This is a genomic window from Allobosea massiliensis (genome assembly GCF_042655245.1).
Taxonomy (GTDB): domain Bacteria; phylum Pseudomonadota; class Alphaproteobacteria; order Rhizobiales; family Beijerinckiaceae; genus Allobosea; species Allobosea massiliensis.
This window is the reverse complement of sequence record NZ_JBHSLU010000063.1, coordinates 225,574-241,836: the sequence shown is the minus strand read 5'-3', so window position 1 is coordinate 241,836 and position 16,263 is coordinate 225,574. Positions and strand designations below refer to the sequence as shown.

Here is a 16,263-nt window from a genome sequence, read left to right as displayed (position 1 = left end):
CGCGCAGCCAGTTCCGGAGTCTTCCCCCCATGCCCCCGACACCACGCAAGGCCCGCGCCGCGATCGCGGCGGGCGGAGCAGCGCAGGCGCTGGCCGCGCGGATGGCGACGATGCAGGCCGATGCAGGCCTGACGATCGCGATGCGAATGCCGATCCTGATGCAGGGCGCGCTCGGCGACCGGCGTGGCCAGCGCGAAGCGGCCAAGGCCGTCACGGAGAAAGTCACGGCGGTGCTGGAGAGCGGCTTCGCCGCAGGCCAGGCCGGCGCCCTGTTCTGGTGGGGCCTGATGCTCAGCCCGCCCGGCAGCGTCAACTTCGCAGAAGCGGCGGCCGACATCGCCCATTCGACGCTTGAGCCGTTCTCCCGCCGCACCAGCGCCAACGCCGCCCGGCTGGGCCGCTCGCGCCGCCGCGGCTGAAATCCGGCTCAGGCCGCGGGGGGCTGCCCTTCCGCCGGCGCCGGGGCGGCCGAGATCGACGCCATGTGCTCGCGATCCAGTTGGCGATAGCGCGCGGCGCTGAGCGGGATCAGGGCGAGATAGGCGATCACGACCAGCGCCAGCATCTCGAACGGGTAGGCGAAGAGCAGCCCCGCCACGACCACGACCGCGACGAAGATCGGCAGCACCTTGTCGCGGGGGATGCGCGTGCCGAGCGTCTTGCCGGCGTAGCAGGGGATGCGCGAGATCGTCAGGAAGGCGATGAAGAGGATGTAGAGCCCGACCGGCACCGCGCCGTATTCCTGCACCGGCACGCCGATGAAATGCAGGTAGAGCGGCAGCATGGCCGTGATCGCGCCGGCCGGAGCCGGCATGCCGACGAAGAAGTTCTTCTGCCATTCCGGACGGTTGGGATCGTCGATCATGACGTTGAAGCGCGCCAGGCGCAGCGCCATGGCGCAGGCGAGCGTCAGCACGATGATCCAGCCGAAGGATTTCAAATCGTGCAGGACGAAGATCCACAGCACATAGCCCGTGGCGACGCCGAAATTGACGAAGTCGGAGAGCGAATCCAGCTCTGCGCCGAAGCGCGACGTGCCCTTGAGCATGCGGGCGAGCCGGCCGTCGACGCCGTCCAATGCGGCCGCGATCAGGATGCAGATCGTCGCCGGCTCGAGCTTGCCCTCGACGACGAGGCGCATCGCCGTCAGCCCCAGGCAGAGCGCCAGCAGGGTGATGACGTTGGGCGCGATCAGCCGGAACGGAATCGGCTTGAAGCGGGCGCGCTTCGATTCGACGCGCTCGGGCTCGAAGGGGGGAAACAGGTCGCTCATGCGAGCCGGGATACGCCGTTTTCGAAGCGGAGGCTAGGCGGGGCGCCCGGCCGGGGCGCCGTCAGAGGCCCCGGAAGCTGCGCGGGGCGGGCTCGCTGCCGGCGAAATCGGCCAGCACCGTCTCGCCCGCGAAGGCTGTCTGGCCCTCGCCCACGAGCGGCACGACGCCGAGTGGCAGATAGACGTCGACGCGCGAGCCGAAGCGGATCAGGCCGAAGCGCTCGCCGGTGCCGATGACCTCGCCCTCCTTGACGAAGGGGACGATGCGGCGGGCGATCAGCCCCGCGATCTGGACGACACCGACGATGCCGTGGGCGGTTTCGATCGCCAGCGCGTTGCGCTCGTTGTCGTCACTCGCCTTGTCGAGCTCGGCATTGAGGAAGAGGCCCGGCGTATAGGCCATCTTGACGATGCGGCCCGGCACGGGGGCGCGGTTCACATGGCAGTCGAAGACGTTCATGAAGATCGAGATGCGCGTCATCGGCTCGGCCGGGAGATTGAGCTCCGGCGGCGGCAGGGCCGAGGCGATCTGGCTGACGCGGCCATCGGCCGGCGAGATCACCAACCCCTCGCGCTGCGGCGTGATGCGGACCGGATCGCGGAAGAAATAGCAGATCCAGAGCGTGATGATCGCGCCGATCCAGCCGAAGGGCGACCAGAGATTGGCGAGCACGATCGTCGCGACGAGCGCGATGGCGATGAAGACGTAGCCCTCCTTGTGGATGGGCACGATCACCTTGCGGACGGAATCGACGAGCGACATGGGTTTTGAAATCCGTGATGCGGAGCGCGCGGCCGTCGCGCCTCCCGATGCGGTCTGCGGCGGAACAGGCCGCCTTAGTCTGGGCGCTGTTTAGGGGGTTCGGGCCGCGCAGGGAAGAGCGTCATCGCCGCGCCCCATTCGACGCCGACGCTGTGCCCTCAACAGGAGACCGGCCGTGACGACACTCGACGCCCTCGACATGCCCCCCTCCCCGGGTCTCGTGGAGAGCCGCCGACCGACGCTCTCGGTGATCGCCTCGCTGCTGCGCAACCCGCTGCAGGCGCTGCCGCCGGAGGTCTATCGCGAGCGGCTGGTGCTGGCGAAGACGGGCGGGCGGACGAGCCTCTATGTCTGCGATCCCGCTCTGATCCAGGAGGCGCTGACCCGACAGGCCGGAAAGCTCGGCAAGGGCGAATTGATCCGCAAGGTGCTCGGGCCGGCCATCGGCGAGGGGCTGCTGACGGCCGATGGCGGGCATTGGCGCTGGCAGCGCCAGGCGGTGGCCTCCGGCTTCCAGCACGAGAAGCTGCTTGGCTTCCTGCCGGCGATGATCGAGGCGGCGGAAGCGACACGCGGGCGCTGGCAGGCGGCCACTACCCCGCTCGACATCGGCCATGAGATGATGCGGACGACCTTCGACATCATCATCGAGACGATGCTCTCGGGCGCGCAGGCGCTCGATGTCGGCAAGGTCGAACAGGCGATCTCGGACTATCTTGAGCCGTCCAATTTCATGTTCCTCTACAATCTCTTCGGCCTGCCGGGCTGGCTGCCCTATCCCGGCCGGGCGAAAGCGCGCGCCTCGGTCACCTATTTGCGCGAGAACCTGCGGGCACTGGTGGCGCAGCGCCGGGCCGAACCGCCCGAGCATGGCGACCTGCTCGACATGCTGCTGGCGAGCGTCGACCCCGAGACCGGCCGGGCGATGAGCGACGAGGAGATCGTCGACAATCTGCTGACCTTCGTCACCGCCGGCCATGAGACGACGGCCTTGGGTCTCGCCTGGACCTTCCATCTCCTCGCCCAACATCGCGACTGGGAGGCGCGGGTGCTGGAGGAGATCGCGGCCGTCACGGAGGGCGGACCTCTGCAGCCGCGCCATGTCGCTTCGCTGCCGCTGACAAAAGCCGTGTTCCAGGAGGCGATGCGGCTCTTTCCCCCCGCTCCGGTCATCACACGCGAAGTGGAGGAGCCCTTCACGCTGGGGGGCGTCGCGCTGAAGCAGGGCTGGGTGCTCTATGTGCCGATCCAGGCGGTGCATCGTCACGAGAAGCTTTGGGAGCAACCCGAGCGGTTCGACCCGTCGCGCTTCCTCAGCGAGGCGGGGCGCGGACGCCACCGCTACGCCTATCTGCCTTTCGGCGCGGGCCCGCGCATCTGCATCGGCAGCGCCTTTGCGACGATGGAAGCGGTCGCGATCCTGGCCGTGCTGCTGCCGGCGCTTCGGCTGGAGCCCCTGCCCGGCCAGGCGCCGGAACCAACGCTAAAGATCACGCTGCGGCCCAAGCACCCGCTGCAGATGCGCGCCAGCGCGCGCGGCTGAGATTGCGGCTGCTCAGGTCACCGGGCGGTAGGTGGTGAAGCGCTTGGCCGCCAGCCAGGTCAGGCCGAGGAAAGCCGCGAGGAGTAGCCCCTCGGCGATGGCGAAGGGTGGCTCGGACCCGGTCGGCGCCAGCGCATGGAGCGCCGGCACCTTCTGGAAAAGCTGCGCTAGCAGAACGAAGAGCAGCAGGTAGAAGCTCAGCATCGCCGTGACGGCATAGACGCCGCGCCAGCGGCCCTCGAGCATCCGGGCATAGAGCGCAAAGCCCGCCGCGACGACCAGCACCAGCGCGACGGCGCCGATGATGTGCGAAGGCAACAGGCCGTTGAACGGAAAGCCGAAACCGGTCGCGCTGGTGGCGAAGGCTGTGGAGAGGAAGATTCCCGTCCAGCGCGGGCTGATATGGCCCCTGAGCAGCCCGGCCGCGACCGGGAAGCCGGCGACGATGGCGATGAGGCTGAGCCAGGTGTGGAAGCCGACGAAACTCAGGGGATTGAACATCGCTTCGCCTCGTCGGGTGGGCCGGAGTTGGCGCTGGCAGCATGCAGGAAGCGCGCCGTTGGGGCCAAGCGGACGCGCTCCCCGCCGTCAGGGCGCCAGAGAAACCCGCACGCTCGGCTCTTCCTCGGCGCTGGCACGCTGGAGCGTCGCCTTGGCCTCGTCGACCTGGCGCTGGCGGTTCCAGAGCGAGGCGTAAATGCCCTCCGCCGCCAGCAGCGTAGCGTGGCTGCCGCGCTCGGCGATCAGCCCCTTGTCGAGCACGATGATCTCGTCGGCATTGATCACGGTGGAGAGCCGGTGGGCGATGACCAGCGTGGTGCGGCCGCGGCTGACGAGATCGAGCGCGTCCTGGATTTCCTTCTCGGTGAAGGAATCCAGCGCCGAGGTCGCCTCGTCCAGCACCAGCACGGGCGGGCCCTTGAGGATGGTACGGGCGATGGCGACGCGCTGCTTTTCGCCGCCGGACAGCTTCAGGCCGCGCTCGCCGACCGAGGTGGCATAGCCCTCCGGCAGGGATTTGATGAAGCGGTCGATCTGGGCGAGCCGGGCGGCCTCCTCGACCTCCGCCATGCTGGCCTCGGGCCGGCCATAGCGGATGTTGTATTCGATCGTGTCGTTGAACAGCACCGTGTCCTGCGGGACCATGCCGATGGCAGCACGGAGCGAGACCTGCTGGACGTCGGCGATCGGCTGGCCGTCGATCAGGATGCGGCCCTTCTGCGGCTCGTAGAAGCGGAAGAGCAGGCGCGAGATCGTCGACTTGCCGGCCCCCGACGGGCCGACGATGGCGATGGTCTTGCCCGCCGGCACGGTGAAGGAGATGCCCTTCAGGATCGGCCGCTCGGGGATATAGGCGAAGTGGACGTCCTCGAAGGTGACCTCGCCGGCGGGGACGATGAGCGGCTTCGCGCCCGGCTTGTCCTGGATCTCCGGGTCCTTGCCGATGAGGGAGAACATCTGCTCGATGTCGAGCGTCGCCTGCTTGATCTCGCGATACACGGTGCCCATGAAATTCAGCGGCTGGTAGAGCTGGATCAGCATGGCGTTGATCAGCACGAAGTCGCCGACCGTGAGCGTGCCCGCCCGGAAGCCCTGCACCGCCATCACCATCGAGATCGTCAGGCCGATCGCGAATATCGCCGCCTGGCCGAAATTCAGCCAGGCGAGCGAGGTGTAGGCCTTGATCGAGTTGCGCTCATAGCGCGCCATGGAGAGGTCGTAGCGGGCGGTTTCGCGCGCCTCGGCGCCGAAATACTTCACCGTCTCGTAGTTCAGCAGCGAGTCGATCGCCTTCGAATTGGCGTCGGTGTCGGACTCGTTCATCTGGGTGCGGATGGCGATGCGCCACTCCGTCGCCTTGATGGTGTAGGCCATGTAGGTGGTCACCATCACCACCAGCACGACGACATAGAGCCAGTTGAAGATCGTCAGCAGCACGGCGATGATCAGGACGAGCTCGATCGTCACCGGCACGAGCTGGTTGAGGCCGAGCCGCACCATCTCCTCGATGCCGTTGCGGCCGCGCTCCAGGACGCGCGTCAGCCCGCCCGTCTTGCGCTCGAGATGAAAGCGCAGCGACAGCTGGTGCAGATGGCCGAAGGTCTGCAGGGCGAGCGTGCGCACCGCATGCATGAAGACCGGGGCAAACAGCGCGTCCCGCGCCTGGATGAAAGCGGCCGAGCCGATCCGGGCGAGACCGTAGATCACCGTCAGCGCCAGCGGCGCGCCGACGAGCCAGGGTAGCCAGTCACCCAGGGTCGTCGGCGTCGCGGCCAGCGCGTCCGTCGCCCATTTGAAGGTGAAGGGCACGCCCATCAGCACGACGCGGCCGAGCACCAGCAGCAGGAAGGCCAGCACGACGCGGCGGCGCAGATCGGCGCGATCGGCCGGCCAGAGATAGGGCCAGAGCGCGCGGAAGGTGGCGGCGAAGCCCGAGCCGGGCTGGAGCACGGCCGAACGCGCAAAGGTCGGCGCCGGGGGCGGCGCGGCAGGCGGTGACATCTTGAAACGATTCCAGGTTGGTCCGCCGGTATAGGGGCAAACGCCTCCGAATGCATGGGGGTCAGGAGAACAACCTTCCCCCCACCGCCTTGCTTCGGTCGAAAGCCAGGTGTCAGATCGGGCAGCGCTGCCAGCGCGTCATCGGGGAAACGACACCATGACGATCCACCGACTTGTCCTTGCGGGCCTGCTCGCGCTTCCCACCGGCCTCCTGCCTGCTTCGTTGCCGGCTCTTGCCCAGAGCGCCAAGCCGCCGGCCCAGATCACCGTCACCAACATGCGCTCCGTGCCGCTGACGCTGTTCGAGATCGCCACCGGCGGCGACCAGCCCCGCCTCGTCGGCAAGATCGCCAAGCCGCTGGCGCCGGGCAAGAGCATCGCGGTGAAGCTGAACAAGCCGGCCGGCTGCAGCTATTTCGTGCTGGCGCGCTTCGACGACGCCGTCGAGAGCGACGCCGAGGACATGAATCTCTGCAAGGACAAGGTCATCCGCCTGACGGAGTGAGGGGGAGCAGCGGGCACGCCCTCCCCGTCATCCTGGACCAGCCGCGGAGCGGCGCAGGCCGGGATCCATCATCGGGCTGGACGGCATTCTATGATGGATCCCGGTCGGCCTCCGGCCGCCCAGGATGACAGCGTGGATAGGATGCCTTTTCTACCCCGTCGCGCCGGACCGCATCAGCTTGTAGGTGATCGAGTCGACCAGCGCCTGGAAGGAGGCGTCGATGATGTTGGCGCTGACGCCCACCGTGGTCCAGCGCTCGCCGGTCTCGTCGGCCGACTCGATCAGGACGCGGGTGACGGCATCCGTGCCACCCTGGAAGATGCGGACCTTGTAGTCGACGAGGCGAAGCCCCGCGATCAGCGACTGGTAGCGGCCGAGATCCTTGCGCAGCGCGACGTCGAGCGCGTTGACCGGGCCGGCCGCGCCCTCGGCGGCCGAGATCAGCACCTCGTCGCCGACCTTCACCTTCACGATCGCCTCCGAGAAGGTGACGAGGTCGCCGAGCGCATTGTAGCGGCGCTCGACATTCACCTTGAAGCGCTCGACCTCGAAATAGGCCGGCACCTCCCCCATGATCCGCTTGGCGAGGAGGTAGAACGAGGCATCGGCGCCTTCGAAGGCGTAGCCCTGCGCCTCCTTCTCCTTGACCTCCTCCAGCACGCGCCCGAGCCTCGGATCGTCGCGACCGAGCGTGACGCCGATGCGCTCCAGCTCGGCGACGAGGTTCGATTTGCCGCCTTGATCTGAGATCAGCACCTTGCGGCGGTTGCCGACAGCTTCCGGCGACACATGCTCATAGGTGCGCGGGTCCTTCAGCACCGCCGAGGCGTGGATGCCGGCCTTGGTGGCGAAGGCCGAGGCGCCGACGAAGGGGGCGTGGCGGTTGGGCGCGCGGTTGAGCATCTCGTCGAGGGCGCGCGAGACCTGGCTGAGCTCGCCGAGCTGCTTCTCGTCGATGCCCAGCGCAAAGCGCTCGCGATAGCGCTCCTTGAGCTTCAGCGCGCCGATCAGCGTCACCAGATTGGCGTTGCCGCAGCGCTCGCCCAGCCCGTTCAGCGTGCCCTGGATCTGGCGCGCGCCGGCCTCGATGGCGGCCAGCGAATTGGCGACGGCGCAGCCGCAATCGTCATGGGCGTGGATGCCGAGATGATCGCCCGGCACGACCTTCTCCACCGCGGCGACGATGGTGCCGATCTCGTCGGGCAGCGTGCCGCCATTGGTGTCGCAGAGCACGACCCAGCGGGCGCCGGCCTCATAGGCCGTGCGGGCGCAGGCCAGCGCGTAGTCCGGATTGGCCTTGTAGCCATCGAAGAAGTGCTCGCAATCGAGCATCACCTCGCGGCCGGCGGCCTTCGCCGCCTCGACGCTCTCGCGGATGCCGGCGAGATTGTCCTCGAGCGAAATCTCGAGCGCGACATGGACATGGTAGTCCCAGCTCTTGGCGACGAAGACGATCGCATCCGCCTTCGCCTCCAGCAGCGCGGCGATGCCGGGGTCGTTGGCGGCCGAGCGCCCGGCCCGCTTGGTCATGCCGAAGGCGGCGAATTTCGCGTGTTTCGTCGGCTTTTCGGCAAAGAAGGCGGTGTCGAGCGGATTGGCGCCGGGATAGCCGCCCTCGACATAGTCGATGCCCAGCCGGTCGAGCAGGCCGGCGACCGCCCGCTTGTCGTCGAGCGAGAAATCGACGCCGGTCGTCTGCGCGCCGTCGCGCAGCGTCGTGTCGAAGAGGTGGATGCGGGCCGCGCTCATGCGTCGCGTCGCAGCTTGAAGCGCAGCACGCGCGGCACCACCATCGCCAGCATGACGAGCTTGATGGCAACGGAGAGCGAGCCGGCGGGGCGGATCTTCGGGGTCATGGATTCTTCTTCTTATCTTCGATGAGGGTGATGCAGGCCGAAACGAAGTCCCTGGCCTGCTGGACGGCGAGATCGGCTTCGGCCCGATGCTGGACGCCATCGCCGTAGTCAGCGAACAGCCGCAACTGTTCCTCCCGCCCGATCAGCCGGCCGATTTCTAGGGGCAGATGGCCTGCCTTAACGATGGCGAGATTGAACAGCCGGATGAGCCCGGCATGTGTCTTGACTTCGGCCGTATCGACGCCGGCCACCGTCTCGATGCTGCCTCGCGCCGCATCATAGCAGGCGTAATAGGCGCGATTCACCGCACCGTCGAAGTCCCCGGCATCGAGGAGCAACTCCGCCGAACGCAAGGACTGTCTCGCCTTATCGAGATGCGGTCTCATGCTGCAGGCACCAGCGGCACCGCGTCCCGCCGCGCAGCCTGCAACAGCCCGGCGAAGCGCGCCCCGTCCTGATGGGCCAGCCATTCTGCGCGCGTGAAGGGCCAGGGCTGAATCATCAGGCCATGGTCCGTGAGCGCATCGAAGGCGAGATCAACGAGCCGCATCTTCTCGTCCAGAGCCGAGCCCGAGAACGCACTCAAGACGACGGCAATGTCGGCATCGCTTTCGGGGCGAGCCGAGCCGCGCGCCCGACTTCCGAAAAGGTACACACCCGCCAGCCGATCACCATAGGCTGCCGAGACCAGCCCAGCATAATCGGTCAGGGCGCGTTCGACCGCATGCTCGTCCGGCGCGGCCAGCAGTTCGGCGAGATCCCTCACCGCTTCACCTCCCAGGTCGTGGTCGGCTCGCCGGTCGCGGGATCCTTGCCGTCCTTGAGGGCGATGCCCATCGCGGCGAGCTCGTCGCGGATGCGGTCGGATTCGGCGAAATTCTTGGTGCGGCGGGCAGCTAGGCGGGCAGCGATGCGCGCTTCGACCTGCAAATCATCGATCTTAAGCTCAGCCTTCTTTCGGTCACGCCAAACGACCGGATCGTACTGCAGTAGGCCAAGAATACGGGCAGAAGCCACCACAGCGGAGGCTGTTCTAGGATCATGTATATCCCAACCGAGTACATCACCGGCCACCATTGCACCGGCCGTACTCGATGCGAACAGTGGATAAAGCTGCGAAACGGCGGCAACGGTGTTTAGATCGTCCAGCAATGGCTCAATGACCGCAGCGATGGGAGAAGCGGCATCATCGATCGGAGTCGCGACGAGCCACCCATACCACCGATCCAGCGTCGCCTCCGCCTCCTCCAGCGCCTTCACCGTCCAATCGATTGGCTGACGGTAATTCGTCTTGAGCATCGCGAGCCGCAGCACCTCGCCGGGCCATTTGCGCCCGCCGAATTCATCCGTCTCCAGCAGTTCGTTGATCGTGACGAAGTTGCCGAGCGACTTCGACATCTTCTCGCCCTCGACCTGCAAGAAGCCGTTGTGCATCCAGTAATTCGCCATGCGGCCGCTGCCGTCCGCGCCGCCAAACGCGCAGCAGCTCTGGGCGATCTCGTTCTCGTGGTGCGGGAAGACGAGGTCGATGCCGCCACCATGGATGTCGAAGACGTTCTTCTGCGGATCGTCGCAGGCCAGCCCGCCGCCGAAGGGCTCGAGCAGCTTCGCCATCGACATGGCCGAGCATTCGATGTGCCAGCCCGGCCGGCCGGGCCGGGTGATGCCCTCGGGCGCGCCGTTTGGCCAGAGCCAGCCCGGATCGACGCCATCGCGGCTCGGCTTCCAGAGCACGAAATCCATCGGGTCGCGCTTATAGGGCGCGACATCGACCCGTGCTCCGGCGATCATCTCGTCGAGCGGGCGGCGGGCGAGTGCGCCGTATTTCGGCGCGGCGCGCAGATCCGCCACGGCCGGGACATGGAACAGCACATGCTCCTCGGCGACATAGGCCACGCCGCGCGCGATCAGGCGGTGGATGATCGCCTGCATCTCACCGATATGGTCGGTGGCGCGGGGCTCCTCGTCCGGTGGCAGGCAGCCCAGCGCCGCGATGTCGGCATGGAACTGCGCGGTGGTGCTCTCGGTGACCTTCGCGATCGCCTCGTTCAGCGGCAGGCCGGGGAAATCGCGGGCGGCACGCGCGTTGATCTTGTCGTCGACGTCGGTGAGGTTGCGGGCATAGGTGACGTGATCGGCGCCATAGAGATGCCGCAGCAGCCGGTAGAGCACGTCGAAGACGATGACCGGACGCGCATTGCCGATATGGGCATAGTCGTAGACCGTCGGCCCGCAGACATACATGCGGACATTGGCGGCATCGACGGGGACGAAGTCCTCCTTCGTCCGGGTCAGCGTGTTGTAGAGCCTGAGGGTCGGCATCGGGGTGTTGATCCTGGCGAACGGCGAAAGCGTCACGGCGGGCGATCCTGGCCGCTGGCCGGGGCGCTTTTGCGTCTTTACCGTTTCAGGATGAGGACGTGAGCAGCCGGCCAGCGAGAGCTAGCGGCAAATAATGCAGATAATGTTGAGGGCCCGCGTCATCCCGACACGCTTGCCTTCGCGCGAGCTTTCCGTCAAGAGGGCGCCCCGCTTTTGCCGCCGCCGCGCCGGATGCGGGCCATTTTATTCAAATCTTAACGGTTGGGAACCATCCTCGCGATTCGAGGGTTGAGCGCCCATCGTTTGCGAGGAAGTCACCCCATGCGTCGCGCCGTTGCCCTGGTCGGCCTGTTCGGGATCGTCGGAGCCGGGCTTTCGCTGTCGGTCCTGCCGACGACGAAGACCGAAGCGGCCCCCAAGGGCCAGCGCACCTTCCTGATCCCCGCCAGCGATGGCTACGGCGTCGCCGACTGCATCTCCAGCAACTCCGAATGCGGCAAGATCGTCGCCGACGCCTGGTGCGAGGCGCAGGGCTATGCCCGCGCCAGCGCTTTCGGCTTGGCCTCTCGCGAAGACTTCACGGGCTCGCTCTCGAAGGCGCGGCCTGCCGCTACAGCGCCCGAGCAGCCGCTGGTCATCACCTGCGGCGGCTGAGTCCGGCGTTCACCGGATCCATTCGCCGCACTTCGCCGGCTCGCCGGTGCCGCCCCAGGGCATGATCGGCACGCTCGACGTCGAATTCTTGGGCGATCCGTCGATCAGCTTATCGGAATAGACCATGTAGATCAGGACGTTGCGCTTGGCGTCGCAGCCGCGCACGATCTGCATCTTCTTCCAGATCAGCGAGCGCCGCTCACGGAAGACGACATCGCCCTGCTCGGCCTTCTCCTTGAACCGGATCGGGCCGATCTGACGGCAGGCGAGCGAGACGTCCGAGACCTCTTCGGCCACGCCGAACATGCCCGACACGCCGCCCTTCTCGGGCACAGTATAATGGCAGGCCACGCCTTCGACGACCGGATCATCGACACCGTAGACGGCGAGCTTGTCGTCGGGCGTCAGCATCTTCCAGACGGTCGACTTGCGGAAGATCAGATCTTCCTGCGCCGCGGCTGGCGCAGCCAGACCGGCAAGGGCGAGAGCGCCGGCCAGAAGGGCGGAAGCGAGGGCTTTCATCAGGTGCATCTCTCCAGCGGCGCGACGGCCTCGCGCCGGATATGGTTGCGCTGGTCGGCTCCCGCCAGAGCCGGCGCGGCGTTCAGGCCGCCAGCGGTTTGAAGGCGAGATAGGCCGCGGCGATCGCTCCGGCGATCCCGGCGAGAAACAGCACGAGCTTGAGCTGCGTCATCCGGCTCGCAAAAGCGACGTCGCCGGCCTCGACCTTGGGATATTTGTCGAGCAGGCGGGCGACGGCCAGGTTTTCGGCCACGTCGCAGAGCCCACCGAGCAGCCAGCCGCCGCCGCAGAGCGCCGCCACCCACGAGGGCTGCCCCCGCACGACGAGCCCCGCGATCAGCATCGCGCCGACGATGGCATAGGTGAAGGCGAAGGCGACATCGGCCGGCAGCACCCGGTTGCGATACCGGGCGCGGTGCGTCTCGCCATAGAGGGCAAAGAGCTTCTCGACGTCTTCGGCATTGTAGCCGTTCCAGTCGTTCTCCAGCATGCGCGGCACGCCCTGGCGGCTGGACCAGATGCCCGCGGCCCAGAACAGCACCATCACCAGGACCGGCCCCCAGACGAAGAAGGCGAGCGGGACGGTCTCGGGATAGAAGGCAATGCTGTCGATCATCAGACGTCGGCTCTCGCGGAGGATGGGCGGTCGTGCCGCACGGTAGCGGGCGGCCCTGCAGGCGCCAAGCGGTATGACGCCAAGCCTAGACGCCTGTGGGGCGCCGCGGTTCCCCTCACCCGAGCGGCAGGATCTCCTGCTCGATCGCTCCGAAGATGGAATGGCCCGCAGCGTCCTTCATCTCGACGCGGACGGTGTCGCCGAAACGCAGCGACTGGACCTGCGGCAGCGGCGCAGACCAGGCGATGATCGTTCCCGCCTCGAGCGGATACGGCCCGGCCGCTTGTGCGATCGAGGCCTGCGCATCGGCGGGGCCGGCCACCGCGCCATGCTGCAGCGGCTGCTGATTGATCCGGCAGAGCAGCGGCCGGTCGATGCGGCCCTCGTGCCAGGCGGGACCGATCTCGTCGGGCGTGACGGCGACGGGCGAGAAGCTGAAGCTCACCTCGCCGGCCGGGCCTGCGGCTCCGGCAGAGGGGTCCCTCGTCTCCAGCACGCGGCAGGTCAGCATCACCAGCCGGATCGGCGCAGCGTCTGGCGCGGCCCGGCCGCTTCCCTCACCCGCGATGACGGCCAGCCCCGGCTCGGCGACGAGTCCGGCGGCTTCGTCGCGGGCCCTCACCGGATGGCGCGGCCCCAGCGCGCCGGCCGAGCGAGCCGGTGCGACGCCGCCGGCAGCACCGCTTGCGACGAAGCGACCGAAGGCGCGCGGCAGCGGCGCGGCGCAGTCATGCTCGTGGAAGCGGAAGGAGGGCACCGAGCCATGCTCGAGGGCCTCCGCCAGATCCCCCAGGCGGGGGGCGTGGCGGTCCCAATCGTCGAGCGCGGCCTGCAAAGTCGGCACGACGGGAAAGGCGTCGGTGGCGCGGGTGAGATCGCGCGAGACGACGACGAGGCGGCCATCCCGACCATGCATGAGCGAAGCGAGTTTCATGTCTTTCCAATCCGCGCGCGACACGCCAATAAGAGTTCAACAAGCCCGTGGGAGGATCACCTTATGAAACGCCGCGACTTTTTGAAAACCGGCGCTCTCGCCGCCGCCGCGACCCCGGTCGCGATGCCCGCGGTGGCGCAGTCGCAGCCCGAGGTGCGGTGGCGGCTGACCTCGAGCTTCCCGAAGTCGCTCGACACGATCTTCGGCACGGCGCAGCAATTCGCGAAGCTGGTCAGCGAGGCGACCGACGGCAAGTTCCAGATCCAGGTCTTCGCGCCCGGCGAGATCGTTCCCGGCCTGCAGGCGCTCGACGCCGTCTCCTCCGGCACGGTCGAATGCGCCCATTCGCCGACCTATTTCTACATCGGCAAGGATCCGACGCTCGGGCTCGGCACCGGCATCCCCTTCGGCCTGAACGCCCGCCAGCAGCACAGCTGGTGGTATTTCGGCGGGGGCGAGCAGATCGTCAACGGCGTGCTCGACCGCTTCAACGCCTATTCGATCCCCTGCGGCAATTCCGGCTGCCAGATGGGCGGCTTCTTCCGCAACGAGCTGAAGGGCGTCGACGATCTCAAGGGGCTGAAGTTCCGCATCGGCGGCATGGGCGGCGCGGTGCTCGCCAAGCTCGGCGTGGTGCCGACGCAGATCGCGCCGGGCGACGTCTATCCGGCGCTGGAGCGCGGCACGATCGACGCGGCCGAATTCGTCGGCCCCTATGACGACGAGAAGCTCGGCTTCATCCGCGTCGCGAAATACTACTACTATCCCGGCTGGTGGGAGGGCGGCGCGATGCTGCACCTGATCATCGGCAAGGAGGCCTGGGCCAAGCTGCCCAAGCACTATCAGGCGATCGTCCAGCAAGCTTGCGAAGCGGCCAACAACTGGATGCTCGGCAAATATGACTTCGTGAATCCAGGCGGCCTGCGCCGGCTCGTGGCGCAGGGCGCGCAGCTGCGCCCCTTCCCGCTGCCGGTGATGGAAGCGGCGCTGAAGGCGGCGGAGGAATACTACGCCGAGACCTCGGCCAAGAGCGCCGACTTCAAGGCCGGCTACGATTCCATGGTCGCCTTCCGCGGCGAGAACCTGCTCTGGTGGCAGGTGGCGGAACTGTCCTTCGACAGCTTCATGAACCGGCTGAAGGCGCGCTGAGCGTCCGGCTGAGGGAGGCTTGCGCCGAACCATGACGACCAAGCCCCCCTCTCCCCAGCCGGAAGCGCCGCTCCGGCTGGAACAGTTCCTGCCCTATCGCCTCAATGTCGTGGCCTTCCATTCGGCCCGGGCGCTGGGGCGGATCTACGACGCGCAGTTCGGCATCGGCATTCCCGAATGGCGGGTGGTGGCGCAGCTCGGCGAGTTCGGGCGACTGACCTCGCGCGACATCGGCGAGCTGGCTCAGATGCACAAGACGAAGGTCTCGCGCGCCGTCTCGGAGCTGGAGAAGCGCGGGCTCGTCTCGCGGGCGGAAAACCGTCAGGACCGGCGCGAATCCTTCGTCGCGCTGACCGCGGCGGGCGAGCGCATCTACGCCCAGATCGTGCCGCTGGCGCTCGCCTTCCAGGCGCGCTGGACCGAGGGCATCGCGCCGGCGGAACTGCAGGTCTTCGAGCGCGTGCTCTCGACCCTGACCGAGCGCAGCCGCCACCTCGCCGGCAGCTATCGCGACGACGAGGGCTGACGCTCAGAAAAACCGCGCGAGATTGCGGCGGATGCGCTCCAGCGGCGGTTCGCCGGCCGGCGGCGGATCGAAGGTCTGTCCCGTGATCGTCTCATAGGCGCGCACATAGACGGCCGTGGTCTGCGCGATCAGTTCGGCCGGGATCGGCGGCAACTCTTCCTTATAGGGATCGCAGCGGGCGACGACCCAGTTGCGAACGAAGTCCTTGTCGAAGGAGTCCGGCTTCTCGCCGGCGGCGAACCGTGCGGCGTAGCTGCCCGCCATCCAGTAGCGGCTGGAGTCGGGGGTGTGGATCTCGTCGGCGAGCAGGATGGTGCCGTCGGCGTCGGTGCCGAACTCGTATTTGGTATCGGCGAGGATCAGGCCGCGCTCGGCGGCGAGCGCCTGGCCGCGAGCGAAGAGCGCCAGCGCATAGCGGCTGACGGTGTCCCATTGCTCGCGGGTCAGCAGCCCTTCCTCCAGGATCTGCGCGGCCGAGAGCGGCTCGTCATGGCCGCCGTCGAAGGCCTTGCTGGTCGGGGTGATGATCGCCTCGGGCAGGCGCTCATTGTCGCGCAACCCGTCCGGCAGCGTGACTCCGTACATCGCGCGCTGGCCCTGCTTGTACAGGGTCAGGATCGAGGTGCCGGTGGTGCCGGCGAGATAGCCGCGCACCACGATCTCGACGGGGAGGATGTCGAGCCGCTTGCCGACCACGACGTTCGGATCGGGATATTCGAGGACATGGTTGGGGCAGATGTCGACGGTCTGCTCGAACCAGTGACGCGCCGTCTGCGTGAGGACCTGACCCTTGTGCGGGATGGCGGCAATGGCGCGGTCGAAGGCGCTCAGCCGGTCGGTCGAGATCAGGATGCGGCGCCCGTCGGGGAGATCGTAGTTCTCGCGGACCTTGCCGCGATAATAGTTCGGCAGTTCGGGGATGAAGGCAGCTTCCAGCGCCAGAGGTTCGGTCATGTCGTCATCGCCCGGTCGTGGCGCCGCGCGACAGGCGCGGACGGCTCGCCAGCCTTCTAGACAGTCCGCGGGCGGGCGCCAACCGCTTCCGCCATCGTCGGGGCGCGATTGCTCGGCGGCGGCGGATATGGCATTCGGGCGAGC

18 protein-coding genes are annotated in these 16,263 nt (G+C 67.5%); 6 read left to right on the top strand and 12 right to left on the bottom strand.

The features are described 5' to 3' along the window. Positions 1-29 precede the first annotated feature (29 nt). A complete protein-coding gene (locus tag ACFPN9_RS18960; RefSeq protein WP_066725216.1) occupies positions 30-419 on the top strand; it encodes a hypothetical protein in 390 nt (129 codons plus the stop codon). 8 nt (positions 420-427) lie between these two features. On the opposite strand, the gene ACFPN9_RS18955 is transcribed toward ACFPN9_RS18960, so the two are convergent. Continuing rightward, a complete protein-coding gene (locus tag ACFPN9_RS18955; RefSeq protein WP_066725202.1) occupies positions 428-1,273 on the bottom strand; it encodes a CDP-alcohol phosphatidyltransferase family protein in 846 nt (281 codons plus the stop codon). 61 nt (positions 1,274-1,334) lie between these two features. Beyond that, positions 1,335-2,048: a phosphatidylserine decarboxylase gene (locus tag ACFPN9_RS18950; RefSeq protein WP_280939898.1), complete on the bottom strand. Its 714-nt coding sequence runs from the start codon at positions 2,046-2,048 to the stop codon at positions 1,335-1,337. A gap of 187 nt (positions 2,049-2,235) precedes the next feature. Here ACFPN9_RS18950 and ACFPN9_RS18945 point away from each other — a divergent pair, with 187 nt between their 5' ends. Continuing rightward, entirely contained in the window at positions 2,236-3,579 is a 1,344-nt protein-coding gene (locus ACFPN9_RS18945; protein ID WP_066725345.1) for a cytochrome P450, read from the top strand. Positions 3,580-3,591: 12 nt separating this feature from the next. Here ACFPN9_RS18945 and ACFPN9_RS18940 read toward each other — a convergent pair whose 3' ends face one another. Then, positions 3,592-4,080 (bottom strand): hypothetical protein, encoded by a 489-nt coding sequence (locus ACFPN9_RS18940; protein WP_197426710.1) that lies wholly within the window; start codon positions 4,078-4,080, stop codon positions 3,592-3,594. Positions 4,081-4,167: 87 nt separating this feature from the next. Continuing rightward, entirely contained in the window at positions 4,168-6,081 is a 1,914-nt protein-coding gene (locus tag ACFPN9_RS18935) for an ABCB family ABC transporter ATP-binding protein/permease (RefSeq protein ID WP_082735207.1), read from the bottom strand. A gap of 157 nt (positions 6,082-6,238) precedes the next feature. On the opposite strand from ACFPN9_RS18935, the gene ACFPN9_RS18930 reads away from it, so the two are divergent. After that, a complete protein-coding gene (locus tag ACFPN9_RS18930; RefSeq protein WP_066725196.1) occupies positions 6,239-6,586 on the top strand; it encodes a hypothetical protein in 348 nt (115 codons plus the stop codon). 150 nt (positions 6,587-6,736) lie between these two features. Here ACFPN9_RS18930 and cimA read toward each other — a convergent pair whose 3' ends face one another. From cimA to cysS, 4 genes are all read right to left on the bottom strand, one after another. Beyond that, a complete protein-coding gene (gene cimA, locus ACFPN9_RS18925; RefSeq protein ID WP_066725193.1) occupies positions 6,737-8,335 on the bottom strand; it encodes a citramalate synthase in 1,599 nt (532 codons plus the stop codon). Positions 8,336-8,438: 103 nt separating this feature from the next. After that, positions 8,439-8,828: a HEPN domain-containing protein gene (locus tag ACFPN9_RS18920; RefSeq protein ID WP_082735208.1), complete on the bottom strand. Its 390-nt coding sequence runs from the start codon at positions 8,826-8,828 to the stop codon at positions 8,439-8,441. Continuing rightward, complete coding sequence (locus ACFPN9_RS18915; RefSeq protein WP_066725187.1) at positions 8,825-9,208, bottom strand: nucleotidyltransferase domain-containing protein; 384 nt, start codon at positions 9,206-9,208, stop codon at positions 8,825-8,827. The genes ACFPN9_RS18920 and ACFPN9_RS18915 overlap by 4 nt, the downstream gene beginning before the upstream one ends. Further along, positions 9,205-10,764 (bottom strand): cysteine--tRNA ligase, encoded by a 1,560-nt coding sequence (cysS, locus tag ACFPN9_RS18910; protein ID WP_377817524.1) that lies wholly within the window; start codon positions 10,762-10,764, stop codon positions 9,205-9,207. The genes ACFPN9_RS18915 and cysS overlap by 4 nt, the downstream gene beginning before the upstream one ends. 321 nt (positions 10,765-11,085) lie before the next feature. Here cysS and ACFPN9_RS18905 point away from each other — a divergent pair, with 321 nt between their 5' ends. Further along, complete coding sequence (locus ACFPN9_RS18905) at positions 11,086-11,418, top strand: hypothetical protein (RefSeq protein ID WP_066725184.1); 333 nt, start codon at positions 11,086-11,088, stop codon at positions 11,416-11,418. 9 nt (positions 11,419-11,427) lie between these two features. Here ACFPN9_RS18905 and ACFPN9_RS18900 read toward each other — a convergent pair whose 3' ends face one another. From ACFPN9_RS18900 to ACFPN9_RS18890, 3 genes are all read right to left on the bottom strand, one after another. Beyond that, positions 11,428-11,940 (bottom strand): CreA family protein, encoded by a 513-nt coding sequence (locus ACFPN9_RS18900; protein ID WP_082735212.1) that lies wholly within the window; start codon positions 11,938-11,940, stop codon positions 11,428-11,430. 82 nt (positions 11,941-12,022) lie between these two features. Next, on the bottom strand, positions 12,023-12,556 hold the full coding sequence (locus tag ACFPN9_RS18895; RefSeq protein WP_066725177.1) for a hypothetical protein: 534 nt from the start codon (positions 12,554-12,556) through the stop codon (positions 12,023-12,025). A 115-nt stretch (positions 12,557-12,671) separates the two neighbouring features. Beyond that, positions 12,672-13,490: a fumarylacetoacetate hydrolase family protein gene (locus tag ACFPN9_RS18890; RefSeq protein ID WP_066725174.1), complete on the bottom strand. Its 819-nt coding sequence runs from the start codon at positions 13,488-13,490 to the stop codon at positions 12,672-12,674. A gap of 63 nt (positions 13,491-13,553) precedes the next feature. Here ACFPN9_RS18890 and ACFPN9_RS18885 point away from each other — a divergent pair, with 63 nt between their 5' ends. Together ACFPN9_RS18885 and ACFPN9_RS18880 are read left to right on the top strand one after the other, a co-directional pair. Next, on the top strand, positions 13,554-14,639 hold the full coding sequence (locus ACFPN9_RS18885) for a TRAP transporter substrate-binding protein (protein ID WP_066725171.1): 1,086 nt from the start codon (positions 13,554-13,556) through the stop codon (positions 14,637-14,639). 31 nt (positions 14,640-14,670) lie between these two features. Continuing rightward, on the top strand, positions 14,671-15,165 hold the full coding sequence (locus ACFPN9_RS18880) for a MarR family winged helix-turn-helix transcriptional regulator (protein ID WP_066725168.1): 495 nt from the start codon (positions 14,671-14,673) through the stop codon (positions 15,163-15,165). A 3-nt stretch (positions 15,166-15,168) separates the two neighbouring features. On the opposite strand, the gene ACFPN9_RS18875 is transcribed toward ACFPN9_RS18880, so the two are convergent. After that, entirely contained in the window at positions 15,169-16,119 is a 951-nt protein-coding gene (locus ACFPN9_RS18875; RefSeq protein ID WP_066725164.1) for a phosphoribosylaminoimidazolesuccinocarboxamide synthase, read from the bottom strand. Between the last annotated feature and the right edge of the window lie 144 nt (positions 16,120-16,263).

Excerpts from the sequence above, each read along its gene's own strand:
- ACFPN9_RS18960 (WP_066725216.1), top strand. The coding sequence starts at position 30 with ATGCCCCCGACACCACGCAAGGCCCGCGCCGCGATCGCGGCGGGCGGA.
- ACFPN9_RS18955 (WP_066725202.1), bottom strand. The coding sequence starts at position 1,273 with ATGAGCGACCTGTTTCCCCCCTTCGAGCCCGAGCGCGTCGAATCGAAG.
- ACFPN9_RS18945 (WP_066725345.1), top strand. The coding sequence starts at position 2,236 with ATGCCCCCCTCCCCGGGTCTCGTGGAGAGCCGCCGACCGACGCTCTCG.
- ACFPN9_RS18940 (WP_197426710.1), bottom strand. The coding sequence starts at position 4,080 with ATGTTCAATCCCCTGAGTTTCGTCGGCTTCCACACCTGGCTCAGCCTC.
- ACFPN9_RS18935 (WP_082735207.1), bottom strand. The coding sequence starts at position 6,081 with ATGTCACCGCCTGCCGCGCCGCCCCCGGCGCCGACCTTTGCGCGTTCG.
- ACFPN9_RS18930 (WP_066725196.1), top strand. The coding sequence starts at position 6,239 with ATGACGATCCACCGACTTGTCCTTGCGGGCCTGCTCGCGCTTCCCACC.
- cimA (WP_066725193.1), bottom strand. The coding sequence starts at position 8,335 with ATGAGCGCGGCCCGCATCCACCTCTTCGACACGACGCTGCGCGACGGC.
- ACFPN9_RS18920 (WP_082735208.1), bottom strand. The coding sequence starts at position 8,828 with ATGAGACCGCATCTCGATAAGGCGAGACAGTCCTTGCGTTCGGCGGAG.
- cysS (WP_377817524.1), bottom strand. The coding sequence starts at position 10,764 with ATGCCGACCCTCAGGCTCTACAACACGCTGACCCGGACGAAGGAGGAC.
- ACFPN9_RS18905 (WP_066725184.1), top strand. The coding sequence starts at position 11,086 with ATGCGTCGCGCCGTTGCCCTGGTCGGCCTGTTCGGGATCGTCGGAGCC.
- ACFPN9_RS18900 (WP_082735212.1), bottom strand. The coding sequence starts at position 11,940 with ATGAAAGCCCTCGCTTCCGCCCTTCTGGCCGGCGCTCTCGCCCTTGCC.
- ACFPN9_RS18895 (WP_066725177.1), bottom strand. The coding sequence starts at position 12,556 with ATGATCGACAGCATTGCCTTCTATCCCGAGACCGTCCCGCTCGCCTTC.
- ACFPN9_RS18890 (WP_066725174.1), bottom strand. The coding sequence starts at position 13,490 with ATGAAACTCGCTTCGCTCATGCATGGTCGGGATGGCCGCCTCGTCGTC.
- ACFPN9_RS18885 (WP_066725171.1), top strand. The coding sequence starts at position 13,554 with ATGAAACGCCGCGACTTTTTGAAAACCGGCGCTCTCGCCGCCGCCGCG.
- ACFPN9_RS18880 (WP_066725168.1), top strand. The coding sequence starts at position 14,671 with ATGACGACCAAGCCCCCCTCTCCCCAGCCGGAAGCGCCGCTCCGGCTG.
- ACFPN9_RS18875 (WP_066725164.1), bottom strand. The coding sequence starts at position 16,119 with ATGACCGAACCTCTGGCGCTGGAAGCTGCCTTCATCCCCGAACTGCCG.